Source organism: Rhizobium sp. CFBP 13644 (assembly GCF_014842165.1).
GTDB classification, from domain to species: domain Bacteria; phylum Pseudomonadota; class Alphaproteobacteria; order Rhizobiales; family Rhizobiaceae; genus Agrobacterium; species Agrobacterium tumefaciens_C.
In genome coordinates this window covers 79,064-96,779 of sequence record NZ_JACYVF010000002.1, presented here as the reverse complement: position 1 = coordinate 96,779, position 17,716 = coordinate 79,064, and the positions used below count along the sequence as shown (strand labels likewise).

Sequence of the window (17,716 nt, the reverse complement as noted above, 5' to 3'; positions counted from 1 at the left end):
GTCGCAGCAATAAGAGTTCATTGGGAAACCCGCCAGCGCTGTCGGGGATATCAAAATGGACAATCAAAGAGGGGCGGCACCATCCGCGCAAACCGGAAAAACCGGGCAAGGGCCAGCATGTCGATCAAAGCAAGCATCTATCATCTGACGCATTACAAATATGACAGTCCAATCCGCCTTGGACCGCAGATCATCAGATTAAAGCCTGCGCCGCATTCTCGCACAAAGGTTATCAGCCACTCATTGAAGGTCACGCCTGCCAATCACTTCGTGAACCTGCAACAGGACCCCTACGGCAACTTCCTCGCCCGTTTCGTCTTTCCTGATCCGGTTACCGAATTCAGGATCGAGGTCGATCTCGTCGCGGACATGACGGTCTATAATCCGTTCGACTTCTTCGTCGAGGAAAGCGCCACCTACTGGCCTTTCGAATATCCAGAAACATTGAAGGCCGATCTTTCGATCTACCAGACGCCGGAGCCGACAGGCCCGCTTCTTGCAGACTATCTGAAAACCCTCGACTGGACGTCAGGACAGCCGACGGTCGATATGGTCGTGGGTCTGAACGCCCGCCTGCAACGCGATATCGGCTATGTCATCCGCATGGAAACCGGCGTGCAGACGCCGGAAGAAACGCTCGGAACAGCCAAGGGCTCGTGCCGCGACACAAGCTGGCTTCTGGTGCAGATCCTGCGCCATCTGGGCTTCGCGGCTCGTTTCGTCTCGGGCTACCTCATCCAGTTGACGCCGGATCTGAAGGCGTTGGATGGCCCATCGGGAACGGAGGTGGATTTCACCGATCTTCACGCCTGGGCGGAAGTCTATCTTCCCGGCGCTGGCTGGGTGGGTCTTGATCCAACCTCTGGCCTTCTGACCGGCGAAAGCCATGTGCCGCTGACCGCAACGCCGCATTTCAGCAATGCCGCCCCCATTTCCGGCGGTTATTATGGCGAGGCCAACACGGAATTTGCCTTCGACATGAAGGTCACCCGTGTGGCCGAGCATCCGCGCATCACCAAGCCGTTCTCCGACGAAAGCTGGGATCGCCTCAATGCGCTGGGCGAACAGGTGGACAAGGTTCTGGCCGAGCAGGACGTGCGCCTCACCATGGGCGGCGAGCCGACTTTCGTGTCCATCGATGATTTCGAATCCGGCGAATGGAACACCGACGCCGTCGGCCCCACCAAGCGCGAAAAGGCCGACGTGCTGATCCGCAAGCTGCGGGAACGCTTCGCACCCAACGGCTTTCTGCATTATGGTCAGGGCAAGTGGTATCCCGGCGAAAGCCTGCCGCGCTGGACCTTTTCGCTCTATTGGCGCAAGGACGGCAAGCCCGTCTGGCATAATCCTGATCTCGTAGCACGCGAAGGTGCCGACACCGGCGTGACCTCGGAAGATGCGGAAAAGCTGCTGACCACCATCGCCTCAAACATCGGCATCGCGCCGGAACTGGTGCTGCCCGCTTATGAAGATCCGGCGGAATGGCTGGTCAAGGAAGGCAACCTTCCTGACAATGTCGATCCATCCAATTCAAAGCTGGAAGACCCGGAAGAGCGCAACCGCATCGCCCGCGTGTTCGAACGCGGTCTCACCACGCCCACGGGCTATGTTCTGCCGGTGCAGGCGTGGAACGCCAAGGCGACATCGGAAAAACGCTGGATGAGCGAGAAATGGAAGACAAGGCGCGGCCGCATCTTCCTCGTGCCGGGTGATAGCCCGGTCGGATACCGCATTCCGCTCGGCACCCTGCCCCATGTGCCGCCGTCGAAATATCCCTATATCCACCCGGCTGACCCTTCGGTGCCTCGTGGACCCTTGCCCGATTCCGTCGCGCCCTCGGCCCGCGCTTTGCCGGAAGCGTCATTCCAGGCCTCAGACAGCGCAACGCAGGAGCGCATCGAGCAATCCATCAGCGATATCAATGGCGAAGTCCGCACTGCCATGTCTGTCGAGGCGCGTGACGGACGCCTCTGCGTCTTCATGCCACCGGTGGAACGCATCGAGGATTATCTCGATCTGGTCGCCGCAGCCGAGGCAGCCGCGACCGATCTTGGGCTTCCCGTCCATATCGAAGGTTACACGCCACCCCATGACGAGCGCATGAATGTCATCCGCGTCGCGCCCGATCCCGGTGTCATCGAGGTCAACATCCATCCGGCGGAAAGCTGGAAGGATTGCGTCGATATCACCACGGCGGTCTATGAAGACGCACGCCAGACAAGGCTCGGTGCAGACAAGTTCATGATCGATGGTCGCCACACCGGCACTGGCGGCGGCAACCATGTGGTCGTGGGCGGCGCAAATCCTGAAAATAGCCCCTTCCTGCGCCGTCCAGACCTTTTGAAAAGCCTCGTGCTGCATTGGCAGCGCCATCCGTCTCTGTCCTACCTGTTCTCAGGCCTCTTCATCGGGCCCACAAGCCAGGCTCCGCGTATCGATGAAGCCCGTCATGACAGCATGTACGAGCTTGAGATCGCCATGGCGCAGGTGCCGATGCCGGGTGAAGGCGCGCCGCCTTTGCCGTGGCTGGTGGACCGCCTGTTCCGCAACCTGCTGACTGATGTAACCGGCAACACGCACCGGTCAGAGATCTGCATCGACAAGCTGTTCTCCCCGGATGGCCCGACAGGACGCCTCGGCCTTGTCGAGTTCCGTGGCTTTGAAATGCCGCCCAATGCCCGCATGTCGCTGGCGCAGCAATTGCTGGTCCGCGCCCTCATCGCCCGTTTCTGGAAAAACCCGTCGAGCGGGCGCTTTGTTCGCTGGGGAACGGCGCTGGCAGACCGCTTCATGCTGCCCCATTACATCTGGGCGGATTTCCTCGACGTCTTGGCGGACCTCAAGGAAAACGGCTTTGATGTGAAGCCGGAATGGTTCACGGCCCAGCTGGAATTCCGCTTCCCCTTCTTCGGAGAGGTCGAATATGAAGGGTCCAAGCTCGAGCTTCGCCAGGCGCTGGAGCCGTGGCATGTCATGGGCGAACAGGGTGCCATTGGCGGCACGGTTCGCTATGTCGATTCCTCGGTGGAGCGCTTGCAGGTCCGGCTGGAAACCTCCAATCCATCCCGCTACACGGTGGCGTGCAACGGCCGTGCCGTGCCGATGAAGCAGACCGATGTTTCCGGCGTGTCCGTGGCTGGCGTTCGCTTCAAGGCGTGGCAGCCCGCGCAGGGGCTACATCCAGCTCTGCCGGTCAACACTCCGTTGACCTTCGACATATATGATACATGGTCGAACCGATCGATCGGTGGCTGCATCTATCATGTTGCTCACCCCGGTGGGCGCACCTATGAGACATTCCCCATCAATGGAAATGAGGCAGAAGCCAGACGGCTTGCCCGTTTCGAACCGTGGGGACATACGGCCGGACACTATCCTTTGTGGCCGGAAGCAGCGTCGCCGGAATTTCCGTTGACGCTTGATTTAAGACGCCCGCAGGGAGTGTGAGTTGGCAAAGACACCGGCAAGGCAACGGATAGAGGCAAAGCCCGGCATGGAAACCATGCTGGGCTACGAGTCCTTGCCCGGCATTGCCGATGAAATGCTCGATATCCACGGTCGCATTCGCCCTGTCTGGCAGACATTCGTCAATGCGCTGTCGCATATGAGCGAACGCGAGCTGCATGAGCGTTTTGCCCGCACGGACCGTTACCTGCGCGATGCCGGCGTGTTTTACCGTGATTACAGCGCTCAAGGAAACAGCGAACGCAACTGGCCGATCTCACATATTCCCGTTCTCATCGATGAGAAGGAATGGGAGGCCGTCACGCGCGGCATCGTCCAACGCGCCAATCTGCTGGAAAACATCGTTGCGGATTTCTATGGCGAGAACCGGCTTGTGCAGCAGGGCTATGTGCCTCCGGCGCTCATCGCCTCCAACCCGGAATATCTGCGCGCCATGGCAGGCGTCAAACCGGCAAATGGCCACTACCTGCATTTCTGCTCCTTCGAAATCGGCCGTGGACCGGATGGCAACTGGTGGGTGCTGGCAGACCGCACGCAGGCCCCTTCGGGCGCTGGCTTTGCGCTGGAAAACCGCGTCGCCACCACCCGCGCCTTTTCCGATATCTATGCCGAATCCCACGTCCACCGCCTAGCATCCTTCTTCGGCGGGTTTCGCGATACGCTGCAATCCCACCGCCAGCACCCGGATGAGCGCATTGCGGTCTTAACGCCCGGACCTGCCAGCGAAACCTATTTCGAACACGCCTATATCGCCCGCTATCTCGGCTTCATGCTGCTGGAAGGCGAAGACCTGACAGTCGTCAACAACCGCGTCATGGTGCGCACAGTGGCGGGCCTCAAACCCATCGGCGTGTTGTGGCGGCGGCTTGATGCTTCCTATACCGACCCGCTGGAACTGGATCAGAACTCCCATATCGGCACGCCCGGCATGGTGCAGGCGCTGCGGTCCGGCTCGCTCAGCATCGTCAATGCGCTCGGCTCCGGCATTCTGGAAACCCGCGCGCTGCTCGCCTTTCTGCCCGCCATCTGCCGAAACATGCTGGGCGAAGACCTCGCCATGCCGTCGATTGCCACGTGGTGGTGCGGCCAGCCTTCCGAGCGGGAGCATGTGGCACGCAATATCGAGCGCATGGTTATCGGCCCGGCCTATTCGCGCCTGCCCTTCTTTGATGATAACGGCCAGTCGGTGCTCGGCTCGTCGCTGCGCGAAACAGCCAAGGATTCCATTGGCGACTGGCTGGCCAGCGATGGCAACAAGCTGGTTGGCCAGGAAGCGGTAACGCTCTCCACCACACCGGCCTATGTCGATGGCAAGCTGGTGCCGCGCCCCATGAGCCTGCGCGTTTTTGCAGCCCGCACGCAGGATGGCTGGCAGGTCATGCCGGGCGGCTTCGCCCGCATCGGTCGCAGCAATGACACGGCGGCCATTGCCATGCAGGCTGGCGGCAGTGCTGCCGATGTGTGGATCGTCTCGAACAAACCGGTGGAACGAACAACGCTTTTGCCCGCCGAAGAAGACTTCATCCGCAACATGCCGGGCAGCCTGCCCAGCCGTGCCGCAGACAATCTTTTCTGGCTAGGCCGTTATATCGAGCGGGCCGAAGGTGCGCTTCGCATTCTGCGCGCATGGCACGCCCGCTTTGCCGAGTCGGCAGATCCGAAGCAGCCGCTGCTGGCACACGTCACCGAATATCTCGAAACCATCGATATCGATGTCGAGGTCGCCGTTCCGGCAAGCCTCATCGCCAATCTCAACAGCGCGATCTATTCCGCCAGCAATATCCGCGACCGCTTCTCCCCGGATGGCTGGCTAGCATTGAACGATCTCGCCAAAACCGCGCGCCGCTTCCAGAGCAAGGTCGCAGCCGGTGATGACGCGACCCATGCCATGACGGTACTGTTGCGCAAGCTGGCGGGCTTTGCCGGTCTGGTGCATGAAAACATGTATCGCTTCACCGGCTGGCGGTTCCTCTCCATCGGCCGTTATCTGGAGCGCGGGCTGCATCTCACACGGCTTCTCGGCCATATGAGCGGACCGGATGCGCCTGATGGTTCCTATGACATGCTGCTGGAAATCGGCGATAGCGTCATGACCCATCGCCGCCGCTACAATGTCAACACCGCCGCGCTGACGGTGATGGACCTGCTCGGCCTTGATCCGCTCAATCCGCGCTCCATCCTGTTCCAGCTCAACGAGATCCGCACCGAGGTCGAGCAGCTGCCCAATGCCTTCGTGAACGGCCAGATGTCGCCCTTCTACCGCGAAGTCATGCGCATTCATTCAGGGCTTGCCGTACTGACGCCGGAAAACCTGTCGCCCGCCGTCTTCCGGCAGCTGGAGCAGGATCTCGAACATCTTTCGGACCTTCTGGCCCAGACATATCTCGGATAATCCATGCTTTACGATCTCAACCTGCACATGGGTTATCTCTATGATACGCTGGCATCCGGTGCGCGCCACATCATTCGCGTCATGCCCCTGTCCATCCCCGGACGGCAACGGCTGATCGCCGGATCGCTCAGCGTGTCCCCCACGCCGGAAGAGCGCACCGCATTCAACGACTTTTTCGAGCAAAGCGCGACCTCGGTCTTTCTGCGCGCACCGCACGATAAGCTGGATATTCGCATGCAGGCCCGCGTTTCGGTCGAAAGTGCGTCACTACCGGCGGATTTCTCGCCGACACTGTCGCGATTGCCACGGGAACTGGCGACCGTCTGGTCGCTTGATGCGCAGTCCCCGCATCATCTCGCAGGCTTCAGCCCGCGCATCGGCGAGGACGCAGCGATTGCCGCCTATGCGCGCGAAATCATCACGCCTGACATGACCATCCGTGATATTGCACTGGCGCTCTGCAAACGCATCTACAAGGATTTCAAATATGACGGCGAGGCAACCACCGTCGATACAACCCCCGCTCAAGCCTTCAAACTGAAACGCGGCGTCTGTCAGGATTTCTCGCATATCATGATTTCGGCGCTGCGCAGCCTCGGTATTCCCGCAGGCTATGTCAGCGGCTTTTTGCGCACCACCCCACCACCGGGCAAGGAGCGGCTGGAGGGCGCAGACGCCATGCATGCCTGGGTGCGCGTGTGGTGCGGCGAAACGACAGGCTATATCGAGCTGGACCCGACCAATGACATCGTCGCAGGAAATGACCACATCGTGGTGGGTTACGGTCGCGACTACTCCGATGTCGCCCCCGTCATCGGTGTCTTGAAAAGCTACGGAAACCAGCAGGCAACGCAGGCCGTCGACGTCATTCCCGTAAAGGAATAGACAAGACGCACAGCTCTGCCTCGAAATGGCACAGCGCGCTGCGCCAGCTTGGCGCATCTCCCTGTTTTTCAATAGAAAAATGTGCCGTTTCGAGCATTCCGTAAAATTGCTGACGTAACGTTAGGAAAATCTACATTACCCGCCTGTAGACCTCTCACAAGGGTTACAATTGAACAGGTGGACATGATGTTCAACAGGGCTGGAATGAAGACACGTCTGGGCGCTCTGTTGCGCGACCGGCAGGGTAACTTTGCAATCATGACAGCCTTGACGCTGCCCTTTCTGATGGGCGTGGCGGGCGCCGGGCTTGAGCTCACCAGAGCCCTTCAGGTCAAATCCGATATGCAGAATGCCGCCGACGCAGCAACACTTGCCGCTGCCACGAAATTCCGCGAATCCGCCGGCGAAAAGAGCGATGAAGAGCTCAAGACCGAAGTGACCAGATTTCTCAGCGCCTCTGAATTTGCGCAGGAATTGAGTGACGATGACAAAAAAATGCTCGACCCGGCCCTCGCAGCAAATGCTCTGAGCGACGTCGAAAAGAAGGCGGCTGGCGTAGCAATCGGAACCGCCACATCCCGGTTCAAGACGGATAAGGGCACCGGCTTCAAGGTTTCCACCACCATCAATTACCAGATGCCGCTCAATCCGATGCTGGAGTTCATCGGTGCTAAGTCGATCACGCTCAGCGCCACCAGCACATCGCAAAGCAGTTTCAACAATGGCGCGCCGCTGTCCATGTATCTTGTCCTGGATCGCTCGGGATCCATGGCGTTCAAAACTGACACCGTCGACAAGAGCAAATACAGTTGCTCCAACTATGATGCGGTCAACTGGCCAAACCCGATGCGCAGCACCCGCCCCTGCTACGTTGACAAGATCACCTCGCTCAAGACGGCTGTCAGCTTTCTCGTCGAGACTCTCAACACATCCGACCCCACCTATAAATCCAATGGAAATCCGGCGTCCCAATTGGTCAGAACAAGCGCCATCGCTTACAATGACAAGGCATCGCCAACGCAGGGTCTGGACTGGGGCACCAAGAGATCGGGCGGCTACGTTAATGCGCTCTCGGCAACGGGCGGCACCGACGCAAGCGGGGCGCTCAGCGCCGCCTTTGAAGCACTAAAATCGTCGAATCCGGCAGAAGCCAACGCCCACAAGGAATCCGGAAACGAGTCTTTCCAGCGGATCATCGTGCTGATGACGGACGGTGAAATGACCGGCAACAGCGCAAACTGGTCTTCTTTCGTAGACAATGCTGTGCGAACCACCTGCGCCCGAGCCAAGGCTGATGACATCAAGATATATACGGTTGCCTTCATGGCGCCGGACAAGGGCAAGTCTCTGCTTCAGGCCTGCGCCACGAGCCTCGACAACTACTACGCGCCCGAGAATATGGAAGAGATTGTCGCGGCCTTTGGCGATATCGCCAAGAAAGCCGCAGGAAACGTCAGCCGCCTTACAAACTAAAGTTTTAACTGTCCTCTGATACACCACGCAAACCACGCCGGTTTGCGTGGTTTTTTATTGTTTTCGCACGGCGTTTATAAGCATGTCTTAACTCTCTAAGTCATTCACGTTTCCGACAAAACGGCTGTTGCCACGACCGCGTATCGGTGCATAAATTGCAACCACGACAGCCGCGCCGATCGACAGAATCAGACACTATCCTCCCAACAAGGTGCTGACCGACCAATGATCAATAAACTCGAAACAAACGATCTTCCCCGCCCCGCCCCGCGCAGCTCCGAACCGGAAGTTCTGGCTTCCGAAATCATTGAGCGACTGACCTACCGCATCGGTAAGGACGTCAAGGTCGCAAAGCCGCATGACTGGCTGACAGCCACCATTCTTGTCATCCGCGACCGCGTTATCGACAAGTGGATGGAATCGACCCGCAAGGCCTACCAGCATGATTCCAAGCGCGTTTATTATCTGTCGCTGGAGTTTCTGATTGGTCGACTAATGCGCGACGCCATCTCCAATCTCGGATTGATGGGCCAGATCAAGGAAGCGCTGACCTCGCTTGGTGTCGAGTATGACGTCATTGCCGGGCTGGAACCGGATGCGGCGCTGGGCAATGGTGGTCTTGGCCGCCTCGCCGCCTGCTTCATGGAATCCATGGCAACCGTCGATATTCCGGCTTACGGCTATGGCATTCGCTACGTGCACGGCCTTTTCCGCCAGCAGATGGCCGATGGCTGGCAGGTGGAATTGCCCGAGACATGGCTTGCCCACGGCAACCCATGGGAATTCGAGCGCCGCGAAAGCTCCTATGAAATCGGTTTTGGCGGTGGCGTCGAAACCGTCGGTGGATATGAAGACCCTGAGCGGTTCGTCTGGAAGCCATCCGAGCGCATGATCGCGACCGCCTTCGACACGCCGGTCGTCGGCTGGCGCGGCACCCGCGTCAACACGCTGCGGCTCTGGTCAGCACAGCCGATCGACCCCATCCTGCTTGCCGCCTTCAACGCCGGTGATCACATCGGCGCGCTGCGCGAAAGCAACAAGGCAGAATCCCTGACCCGCGTTCTCTACCCTGCCGATGCCAACCCGGCGGGGCAGGAACTGCGCCTGCGTCAGGAATATTTCTTCTCGTCGGCATCCCTTCAGGACATTCTGCGCCGCCATTTGCAGCAATATCCTGACTTCACCAACCTGCCGGACAAGGTCTCGATCCAGCTCAACGATACGCATCCGGCCATTTCCATCGCCGAAATGATGCGCCTTCTGTGCGACGTGCATGGTCTTGATTTCGACGAAGCGTGGAAGCTGACCCAGGGCACATTCTCCTACACCAACCACACGCTTCTGCCGGAAGCGCTGGAAAGCTGGCCCGTGCCATTGCTAGAGCGCCTGTTGCCGCGCCACATGCAGATCATCTACGCGATCAATGCCCAGACGCTGGTCTTTGCCCGCAAGGAAAAGAAGCTGGTGGATCAGCAGATCCGCTCCATCTCGCTCATCGAGGAAGGTGGAGAGCGCCGCGTGCGCATGGGCAATCTGGCCTTCATCGGCTCGCATTCCATCAACGGGGTCTCGGCACTTCACACCGAACTGATGAAGGAAACGGTGTTTTCCGACCTTCACATGCTTTACCCAAACCGCATCAACAACAAGACCAACGGCATTACTCCGCGCCGCTGGCTGATGCAGTGCAACCCCGGCCTGACCGACCTCATCCGCCAATCCATCGGCGATGATTTTCTGGACGATGCGGAAAAACTCGTTGCCCTCGACCCCTTTGCTGACGATGCCGGCTTCCGCGAGAAGTTTGCGCAGATCAAGCGTCAGAACAAGGTGCGCCTTGCCAATCTGGTCGCACAGCGCATGGGTATCCGCCTTGATCCATCGGCCATGTTCGACATCCAGATCAAGCGCATCCACGAATATAAGCGTCAACTTCTAAACCTCGTGGAAGCCGTTGCCCTTTACGATCAAATTCGCTCGCGCCCGGAACTGGATTGGGTGCCGCGCGTTAAGTTCTTTGCTGGTAAAGCCGCGCCAAGTTATCACAATGCAAAGCTTATCATTAAGCTCGCCAATGATATCGCGCGCGTCATCAACAACGATCCGGCGGTTCGCGGTCTTCTGAAGGTGGTTTTCATTCCAAACTATAACGTGTCTCTTGCGGAAATCATGGTTCCGGCGGCTGATCTGTCCGAGCAGATCTCCACGGCTGGCATGGAAGCATCCGGCACCGGCAACATGAAGTTTGGTCTGAATGGCGCGCTCACCATCGGCACGCTGGATGGTGCCAACGTCGAAATGCTCGAGCATGTCGGCGCAGACAACATCATGATCTTTGGGAAGACGGCGGAAGAGGTCTCCAAGGCCCGCTCCGATGGGCACAATCCGCGTGCGATCATCGAAAATTCCGCCGAACTGTCTCAAGCCCTGTCATCCATCGCATCGGGCGTCTTCTCGCCGGATGACCCCTCGCGCTTTGCAGGCCTGATGGACGGCATCTACAACAATGACTGGTTCATGGTCGCCGCAGATTTCGACGCTTACGCACAGGCGCAGCGGGACGTCGATACGATCTGGAGCGATCCGAAGAGCTGGTACGAAAAAACCGTGCACAATACGGCGCGCATGGGCTGGTTCTCGTCCGACCGGACGATCCGGCAATATGCGTCCGAAATCTGGAGAGCCTGATGAAAAAACCGCTCAATGCTGCCGAAGAGAAAAAGACTGGCACTATCGCTAAGGCTGAGATCGAGGCAATCAAGAGCGGTTTGCATTCCAACCCCTTTGCCGTCCTGGGTGTCCACCAGGCACCGGACGGCTTTGTGGCACGCTGTTTCATTCCCGGTGCAGAAGAAATCACCGTCATGACACTGGACGGCAACGTTGCGGGCACGCTTGTCCGCACCGATGCCGACGGCTTCTTCGAAGGCCCCATCACGCTTTCGAAACGCCAGCCCATCCGTTATCGCGCGCTGCGCGACGATGCCGAATGGGCGGTGACGGACCCCTACAGCTTCGGCCCGGTTCTCGGGCCCATGGATGATTATCTCGTGCGAGAGGGCTCGCATCTGCGCCTGTTCGACAAGATGGGCGCGCATCCTCTCAAGCTTGAAGGCGTCGAGGGCTTTCATTTTGCCGTCTGGGCACCCAATGCCCGGCGCGTTTCAGTGGTGGGCGACTTCAACAATTGGGATGGCCGCCGCCACGTCATGCGCTTTCGCAAGGACACCGGCATCTGGGAAATCTTTGCGCCAGACGTCTATGCCGGTTGCAGCTACAAGTTCGAAATCATCGGCCCGCATGGCGATCTGCTGCCGCTCAAGGCCGACCCCTATGCCCGCCGCGCCGAGCTTCGCCCAAAGAACGCATCCGTCACCACGCCAGAACTGGTTCAGGAATGGAGCGACGATGCACACCGCAAGCACTGGGCCAGCGTCGATCAGCGCCGCCAGCCCATCAGCATCTACGAGGTCCACGCCTCATCCTGGCAGCTTGGTGAAAACGGCGAGTTTCTGACCTGGGATGAGCTGGCCGCAAGGCTGATCCCATACTGTGCCGACATGGGCTTTACCCATATTGAGTTCATGCCGATTTCAGAACATCCCTATGATCCGTCCTGGGGTTACCAGACCACCGGTCTCTATGCGCCCACCGCACGTTTCGGAGAGCCGGAAGGCTTTGCCCGCTTCGTCAACGGCGCCCACAAGGTCGGCATCGGCGTTCTGCTCGACTGGGTTCCTGCGCATTTCCCTGTCGATGAGCACGGCCTGAAATGGTTCGATGGCACTGCGCTTTACGAGCATGCCGACCCGCGTCAGGGCTTTCACCCGGACTGGAACACGGCGATCTACAATTTCGGTCGCTCCGAGGTCATGTCCTACCTCGTCAACAACGCGCTTTACTGGGCCGAGAAATTCCACCTCGATGGCCTGCGCGTCGATGCCGTGGCCTCGATGCTCTATCTCGATTATTCCCGCAAGGAAGGCGAGTGGGTTCCCAACGAATATGGCGGCCGCGAGAACCTCGAATCCGTGCGGTTCCTGCAGCAGATGAACACGCTGATCTACGGACATCATCCCGGCGTCATGACCATTGCCGAGGAATCCACCTCCTGGCCGAAGGTCTCGCAGCCGGTGCACGAAGGCGGGCTGGGCTTCGGTTTCAAGTGGAACATGGGCTTCATGCACGACACGCTGAGCTACTTCCAGCGCGAGCCTGTCCACCGCAAGTTTCACCATCAGGAACTCAGCTTCGGCCTGCTCTATGCATTCACTGAGAATTTCGTGCTGCCGATTTCGCATGACGAAGTCGTCCACGGCAAAGGCTCGATGATTGCCAAGATGCCGGGCGATGACTGGCAAAAATTCGCCAATCTTCGCGCCTATTACGCCTTCATGTGGGGTTATCCCGGCAAGAAGCTGCTGTTCATGGGTCAGGAATTTGCGCAATGGAGCGAGTGGAGCGAGAAGTCCTCGCTGGACTGGAACCTGTTGCAATATCATATGCATGAGGGCATGCGCCGCCTCGTGCGCGATCTGAACTTCATGTACCGCTCCAAGGGCGCGCTGCATGCGCGCGATTGCGAGCCGGAAGGCTTCCAGTGGTTGATTGCTGATGACCATGAAAATTCGGTTCTGGCGTGGCTGCGTCTGGCACCGGGCGAAAAGCCTGTCGCCGTTATCTCCAACCTGACGCCTGTTTACCGGGAGAATTTCTACGTGCCGTTGCCGACAGCCGGTCGCTGGCGTGAAGTGCTCAACACCGACGCCGAGATCTATGGCGGCACCGGCAAGGGCAATGGCGGGCGCGTTCAGGCTGTGGATGCAGGCGGCACAATTGGTGCGACACTGACATTGCCGCCGCTGGCCGTGATCATGCTGGAGCTCGAAAACTAAAAAGGCATCGAACACAAAATCGACGCCCTTATATCGTGGGAACATACGGAATTTTATGGGAGGATTGCTATGAGTGAGAAAAGAATTCAGCCGCTGGCGCGCGATGCGATGGCTTACGTGCTTGCCGGTGGCCGTGGCAGCCGCCTGAAAGAACTGACGGATCGCCGCGCCAAGCCTGCCGTTTATTTCGGCGGCAAGGCGCGCATCATCGATTTCGCGCTGTCGAATGCGCTCAATTCCGGCATCCGCCGCATTGGTGTCGCCACGCAGTACAAGGCGCACTCCCTCATTCGCCACCTTCAGCGCGGCTGGGACTTCTTCCGCCCCGAGCGTAATGAAAGCTTCGACATTCTGCCCGCCTCCCAGCGCGTGTCCGAAACGCAATGGTATGAAGGCACCGCCGACGCGGTCTTTCAGAATATTGACATCATCGAATCCCACGGCCCGGAATATATGGTCATTCTGGCGGGCGACCATATTTACAAGATGGACTATGAATACATGCTGCAGCAGCATGTGGATTCAGGCGCAGATGTTACCATCGGTTGCCTTGAAGTTCCGCGCATGGAAGCCACCGGCTTCGGCGTCATGCATGTGAATGAAAAAGACGAAATCATCGCCTTCATCGAAAAGCCTGCTGACCCACCGGGCATTCCCGGCAATGAGGACATGGCGCTCGCCTCCATGGGTATTTACGTGTTCCACACGAAGTTCCTGATGGATTGTCTGCGCCGCGATGCCGCCGATCCAAATTCCAGCCGCGATTTTGGCAAGGATATCATTCCCCATATCGTAGAGCACGGCAAAGCCGTCGCACACCGCTTCGCCGCCTCCTGCGTGCGCTCGGATTTCGAGCATGAACCCTATTGGCGCGATGTCGGCACCATCGATGCCTACTGGCAGGCCAATATCGACCTGACGGACATCGTCCCGGATCTGGATATCTACGATAAGTCCTGGCCGATCTGGACTTACGCGGAAATTCTGCCGCCCGCCAAATTCGTGCATGACGATGACAAGCGCCGCGGCTCTGCCACCTCGTCCGTTGTGGCGGGTGACTGCATCATCTCCGGCTCGTCTCTCAACCGAAGCCTGTTGTTCACAGGTGTCAGAGCCAATTCATATTCACGCCTTGAGAATGCCGTAGTACTGCCGAGTGTGAAGATCGGTCGCCACGCGCAGCTCAGCAATGTGGTGATCGACCATGGCGTGGTCATTCCGGAAGGATTGATCGTTGGCGAGGACCCGGAACTGGATGGAAAGCGCTTCCGCCGCACAGATAGCGGCATTTGCCTGATAACCCAATCGATGATCGACAAGCTGGATCTGTAGACCTCATGAAAGTTCTTTCGGTTGCGTCCGAAGTTTATCCACTCATCAAGACAGGGGGGCTCGCCGATGTTGCCGGCGCGCTTCCCATCACCCTCAATAAATTCGGTGTCACCACCCGCACCCTCATCCCCGGCTATCCGGCGGTAAAGGCTGCGGTGAGTGATGCCGTCAAGATCGCCGAGATGGAACTGCTCGGCGAACATGCCGATATTCTGGAAGCCCATCACGAAGGTCTTGACCTTCTCATCCTCGATGCGCCCGCCTATTATGATCGCCCCGCCGGTCCCTACCTCGATTCCACCGGCAAGGATTTTGCCGATAACTGGAAGCGCTTTGCGGCACTGTCTCTAGCGGCAGCGCAAATTGCCGCTGGCAAGCTGCCCGGCTGGACGCCGGACCTTCTGCACGCCCATGACTGGCAGGCGGCCATGGCGCCGGTCTATATGCGCTATGCCGAGACGCCGGAAATTCCGAGTATCCTGACCATCCACAACATAGCCTTTCAGGGCCAGTTCGGTGCCAATATTTTCAGCCAGCTCGGTCTTCCCGCGCATGCCTTCAGCACCGAGAGCATCGAATATTACAACGATGTCAGCTTCCTCAAGGGCGGCGTGCAGACGGCGACGGCCATCACGACCGTCAGCCCCTCCTATGCCGAGGAAATCCTCACGCCGGAATTCGGCATGGGGCTGGAAGGCGTTATCAGAAGCCGCGCACATGTCATGCATGGCATCGTCAATGGCATCGACGCCGAGGTCTGGGATCCGGCAAGCGACCACCTGATCAACCACAATTATTCCTCCGCCAACCCCAAGCTGCGAACGCTGAACAAGGCGGCGGTGGCAAACCATTTCCGCATTGATCAGGATAGCGGACCCCTGTTCTGCGTCATTTCGCGCCTCACATGGCAGAAGGGCATCGATCTGGTCAGCGAAGTCGTTGACGATATCGTCGCCATGGGTGGCCGTCTGGTGGTGCTCGGCGCTGGTGAAATTTCGCTGGAAGGCGCGCTTCTGGCGGCCGCCTCGCGCCATCCCGGCCGCGTCGGCGTTGCCATAGGTTACAATGAGCCGCTCTCGCACCTCATGCAGGCGGGCTGTGATGCCATCATCATTCCCTCGCGCTTTGAGCCCTGCGGCCTCACCCAGCTTTATGCCCTGCGCTACGGCTGCATTCCGGTCGTGGCCCGCAATGGCGGGCTGAACGATACGGTCATCGATGCCAACCACGCCGCCATTGCTGCCAAGGTCGCAACCGGCGTGCAGTTCTCCTCCATCACCGCTGACGGTTTGCGGCATGCCATTCGCCGCACCGTGCGCTTCTATCGCGAACCAAAATTATGGACGCAGATGCAGAAGCAGGGCATGAAATCGGACGTTTCCTGGGAAAAAAGTGCAGGCCTTTATGCCGACCTTTACGCCCAGCTCATTTCGAAAGGCCAATAAATGACGATCACCACTGTTCAGACAAAACCATTTCAGGACCAGAAGCCTGGCACGTCAGGCCTTCGCAAGAAAGTGCCTGTGTTTGCTCAGGAAAACTATGCGGAAAACTTCATCCAGTCGATCTTCGACAGCCTGGAAGGCTTTGCCGGACAGGCGCTGGTGATTGGTGGCGATGGCCGTTATTATAACCGCGAAGTCACCCAGAAGGTCATCAAGATGGCCGCTGCTGCCGGTTTCGGCAAAATTCTGGTCGGTCAGGGCGGCATTCTCTCCACACCGGCCGCCTCGCACATCATCCGCAAATACAAGGCCTTCGGCGGCATCGTTCTCTCAGCCAGCCACAATCCCGGCGGCCCGAACGAAGATTTCGGCATCAAGTACAATATTGGCAATGGCGGCCCCGCACCCGAAAAGATCACCGACGCCATCTTCGCCCGCACCAAGGCCATCGAAACCTACCGCATCGCGCAGGCTGCCGATGTGGATCTGGATACGATCGGCACCTATGATGTTGCGGGCATGACCGTCGAGGTCATCGATCCCGTGGCCGATTATGCAGCCCTCATGGAAGAGCTGTTCGATTTCGCAGCCATTCGCGAACTCATCGCCGGTGGCTTCAAGGTCGTGGTCGATAGCATGAGCGCCGTCACCGGTCCTTACGCTGTCGAAATCATTGAAAAGCGCCTCGGCGCGCCTGCCGGTTCGGTGCGCAACTCCATTCCGCTGCCTGATTTCGGTGGCCACCACCCGGACCCGAACCTTGTTCATGCCAAGGAAATGTATGACGACGTGATGAGCGCCGATGGCCCTGATTTCGGCGCGGCTTCCGATGGCGACGGCGACCGCAACATGGTGGTCGGCAAGGGCATGTTCGTGACACCGTCAGACAGCCTCGCCATCATTGCTGCCAACGCGACGCTGGCACCCGGCTATGCCGCGGGCATTTCCGGCATCGCCCGCTCCATGCCGACAAGTGCGGCGGCAGACCGCGTGGCTGAAAAGCTCGGCATCGGCATGTATGAAACGCCAACCGGCTGGAAATTCTTTGGCAATCTTCTCGATGCTGGCAAGGTCACCGTCTGCGGCGAAGAAAGCTTCGGCACCGGTTCCAACCATGTGCGCGAGAAGGATGGTCTCTGGGCCGTGCTGTTCTGGCTGAACATCGTTGCCGCCCGCAAGGAAAGCGTCAAGGATATCGTGACGCAGCATTGGGCCGAATATGGCCGCAACTATTATTCGCGCCACGACTATGAAGAAGTCGATAGCGACGCCGCCAACACGCTTGTCGCCATCCTGCGCGAAAAGCTGGCCACCCTGCCCGGCACCACCTACGGCGCGTTGAAGGTCAAGGCTGCCGATGACTTCGCTTACAATGATCCGGTCGATCAGTCCGTCAGCAAGAACCAGGGAATCCGCATCCTCTTCGAAGGCGGCTCCCGCATCGTCATCCGCCTCTCCGGCACCGGCACATCGGGCGCGACTCTCCGCCTTTATGTCGAACGGTACGAGGCAGACGCATCGCGCCACAACATCGAAACGCAGGAGGCACTCGCCGACCTGATCTCGGTGGCCGACACGATTGCTGGCATCAAGACGCACACGGGCCGCGATGCACCGACTGTGATTACGTGATCAACGGTCGTCATAGGCCTTGAGGGTGCGGCATGCTCGGTATCTCTCCCCTTGTGGGAGAGAAAGCGATTTCAGCGTCTTAAGCGCAGCTTAAGTGCTAGAAATCGCAAGTGAGGGGTTTGCCGCACCCTCAACGGACCCCTCACCTGAAAAATCTATGACTTAGCTTTGCTAAGATCATGATTTTTCTTCCTCTC

Annotated in this window: 9 protein-coding genes; all 9 read left to right on the top strand. The window is 58.7% G+C overall.

The annotated features are described in order from the left end of the window. Nucleotides 1–117 precede the first annotated feature (117 nt). On the top strand, nt 118–3,447 hold the full coding sequence (locus tag IFT53_RS05520; RefSeq protein WP_192067125.1) for a transglutaminase family protein: 3,330 nt from the start codon (nt 118–120) through the stop codon (nt 3,445–3,447). A 1-nt stretch (nt 3,448) separates the two neighbouring features. Continuing rightward, nucleotides 3,449–5,857: a circularly permuted type 2 ATP-grasp protein gene (locus IFT53_RS05515; protein WP_446737655.1), complete on the top strand. Its 2,409-nt coding sequence runs from the start codon at nt 3,449–3,451 to the stop codon at nt 5,855–5,857. A gap of 3 nt (nt 5,858–5,860) precedes the next feature. After that, nucleotides 5,861–6,742, top strand: a complete 882-nt coding sequence (locus IFT53_RS05510; RefSeq protein WP_192067123.1) for a transglutaminase family protein — start codon at nt 5,861–5,863, stop codon at nt 6,740–6,742. A gap of 186 nt (nt 6,743–6,928) precedes the next feature. Further along, nucleotides 6,929–8,215, top strand: coding sequence for a vWA domain-containing protein (locus IFT53_RS05505; protein ID WP_244656541.1), 1,287 nt, complete (start codon nt 6,929–6,931; stop codon nt 8,213–8,215). Nucleotides 8,216–8,440: 225 nt separating this feature from the next. Further along, complete coding sequence (locus tag IFT53_RS05500; protein ID WP_042617605.1) at nt 8,441–10,903, top strand: glycogen/starch/alpha-glucan phosphorylase; 2,463 nt, start codon at nt 8,441–8,443, stop codon at nt 10,901–10,903. Further along, nucleotides 10,903–13,110, top strand: coding sequence for a 1,4-alpha-glucan branching protein GlgB (gene glgB, locus IFT53_RS05495; protein ID WP_192067120.1), 2,208 nt, complete (start codon nt 10,903–10,905; stop codon nt 13,108–13,110). The genes IFT53_RS05500 and glgB overlap by 1 nt, the downstream gene beginning before the upstream one ends. 69 nt (nt 13,111–13,179) lie before the next feature. Further along, on the top strand, nt 13,180–14,442 hold the full coding sequence (gene glgC, locus IFT53_RS05490) for a glucose-1-phosphate adenylyltransferase (RefSeq protein ID WP_192067118.1): 1,263 nt from the start codon (nt 13,180–13,182) through the stop codon (nt 14,440–14,442). 5 nt (nt 14,443–14,447) lie between these two features. Next, entirely contained in the window at nt 14,448–15,887 is a 1,440-nt protein-coding gene (gene glgA, locus IFT53_RS05485) for a glycogen synthase GlgA (protein ID WP_192067116.1), read from the top strand. After that, nucleotides 15,888–17,519 carry an alpha-D-glucose phosphate-specific phosphoglucomutase gene (locus tag IFT53_RS05480; protein WP_192067114.1) on the top strand — a complete coding sequence of 544 codons (1,632 nt, stop codon included), beginning with the start codon at nt 15,888–15,890 and terminating at the stop codon, nt 17,517–17,519. The last annotated feature ends 197 nt before the right edge of the window (nt 17,520–17,716 follow it).

Coding starts and splice junctions, on each gene's coding strand:
- IFT53_RS05520 (WP_192067125.1), top strand. CDS start 118: ATGTCGATCAAAGCAAGCATCTATCATCTGACGCATTACAAATATGAC.
- IFT53_RS05500 (WP_042617605.1), top strand. CDS start 8,441: ATGATCAATAAACTCGAAACAAACGATCTTCCCCGCCCCGCCCCGCGC.
- IFT53_RS05510 (WP_192067123.1), top strand. CDS start 5,861: ATGCTTTACGATCTCAACCTGCACATGGGTTATCTCTATGATACGCTG.
- glgB (WP_192067120.1), top strand. CDS start 10,903: ATGAAAAAACCGCTCAATGCTGCCGAAGAGAAAAAGACTGGCACTATC.
- glgC (WP_192067118.1), top strand. CDS start 13,180: ATGAGTGAGAAAAGAATTCAGCCGCTGGCGCGCGATGCGATGGCTTAC.
- IFT53_RS05480 (WP_192067114.1), top strand. CDS start 15,888: ATGACGATCACCACTGTTCAGACAAAACCATTTCAGGACCAGAAGCCT.
- IFT53_RS05505 (WP_244656541.1), top strand. CDS start 6,929: ATGTTCAACAGGGCTGGAATGAAGACACGTCTGGGCGCTCTGTTGCGC.
- glgA (WP_192067116.1), top strand. CDS start 14,448: ATGAAAGTTCTTTCGGTTGCGTCCGAAGTTTATCCACTCATCAAGACA.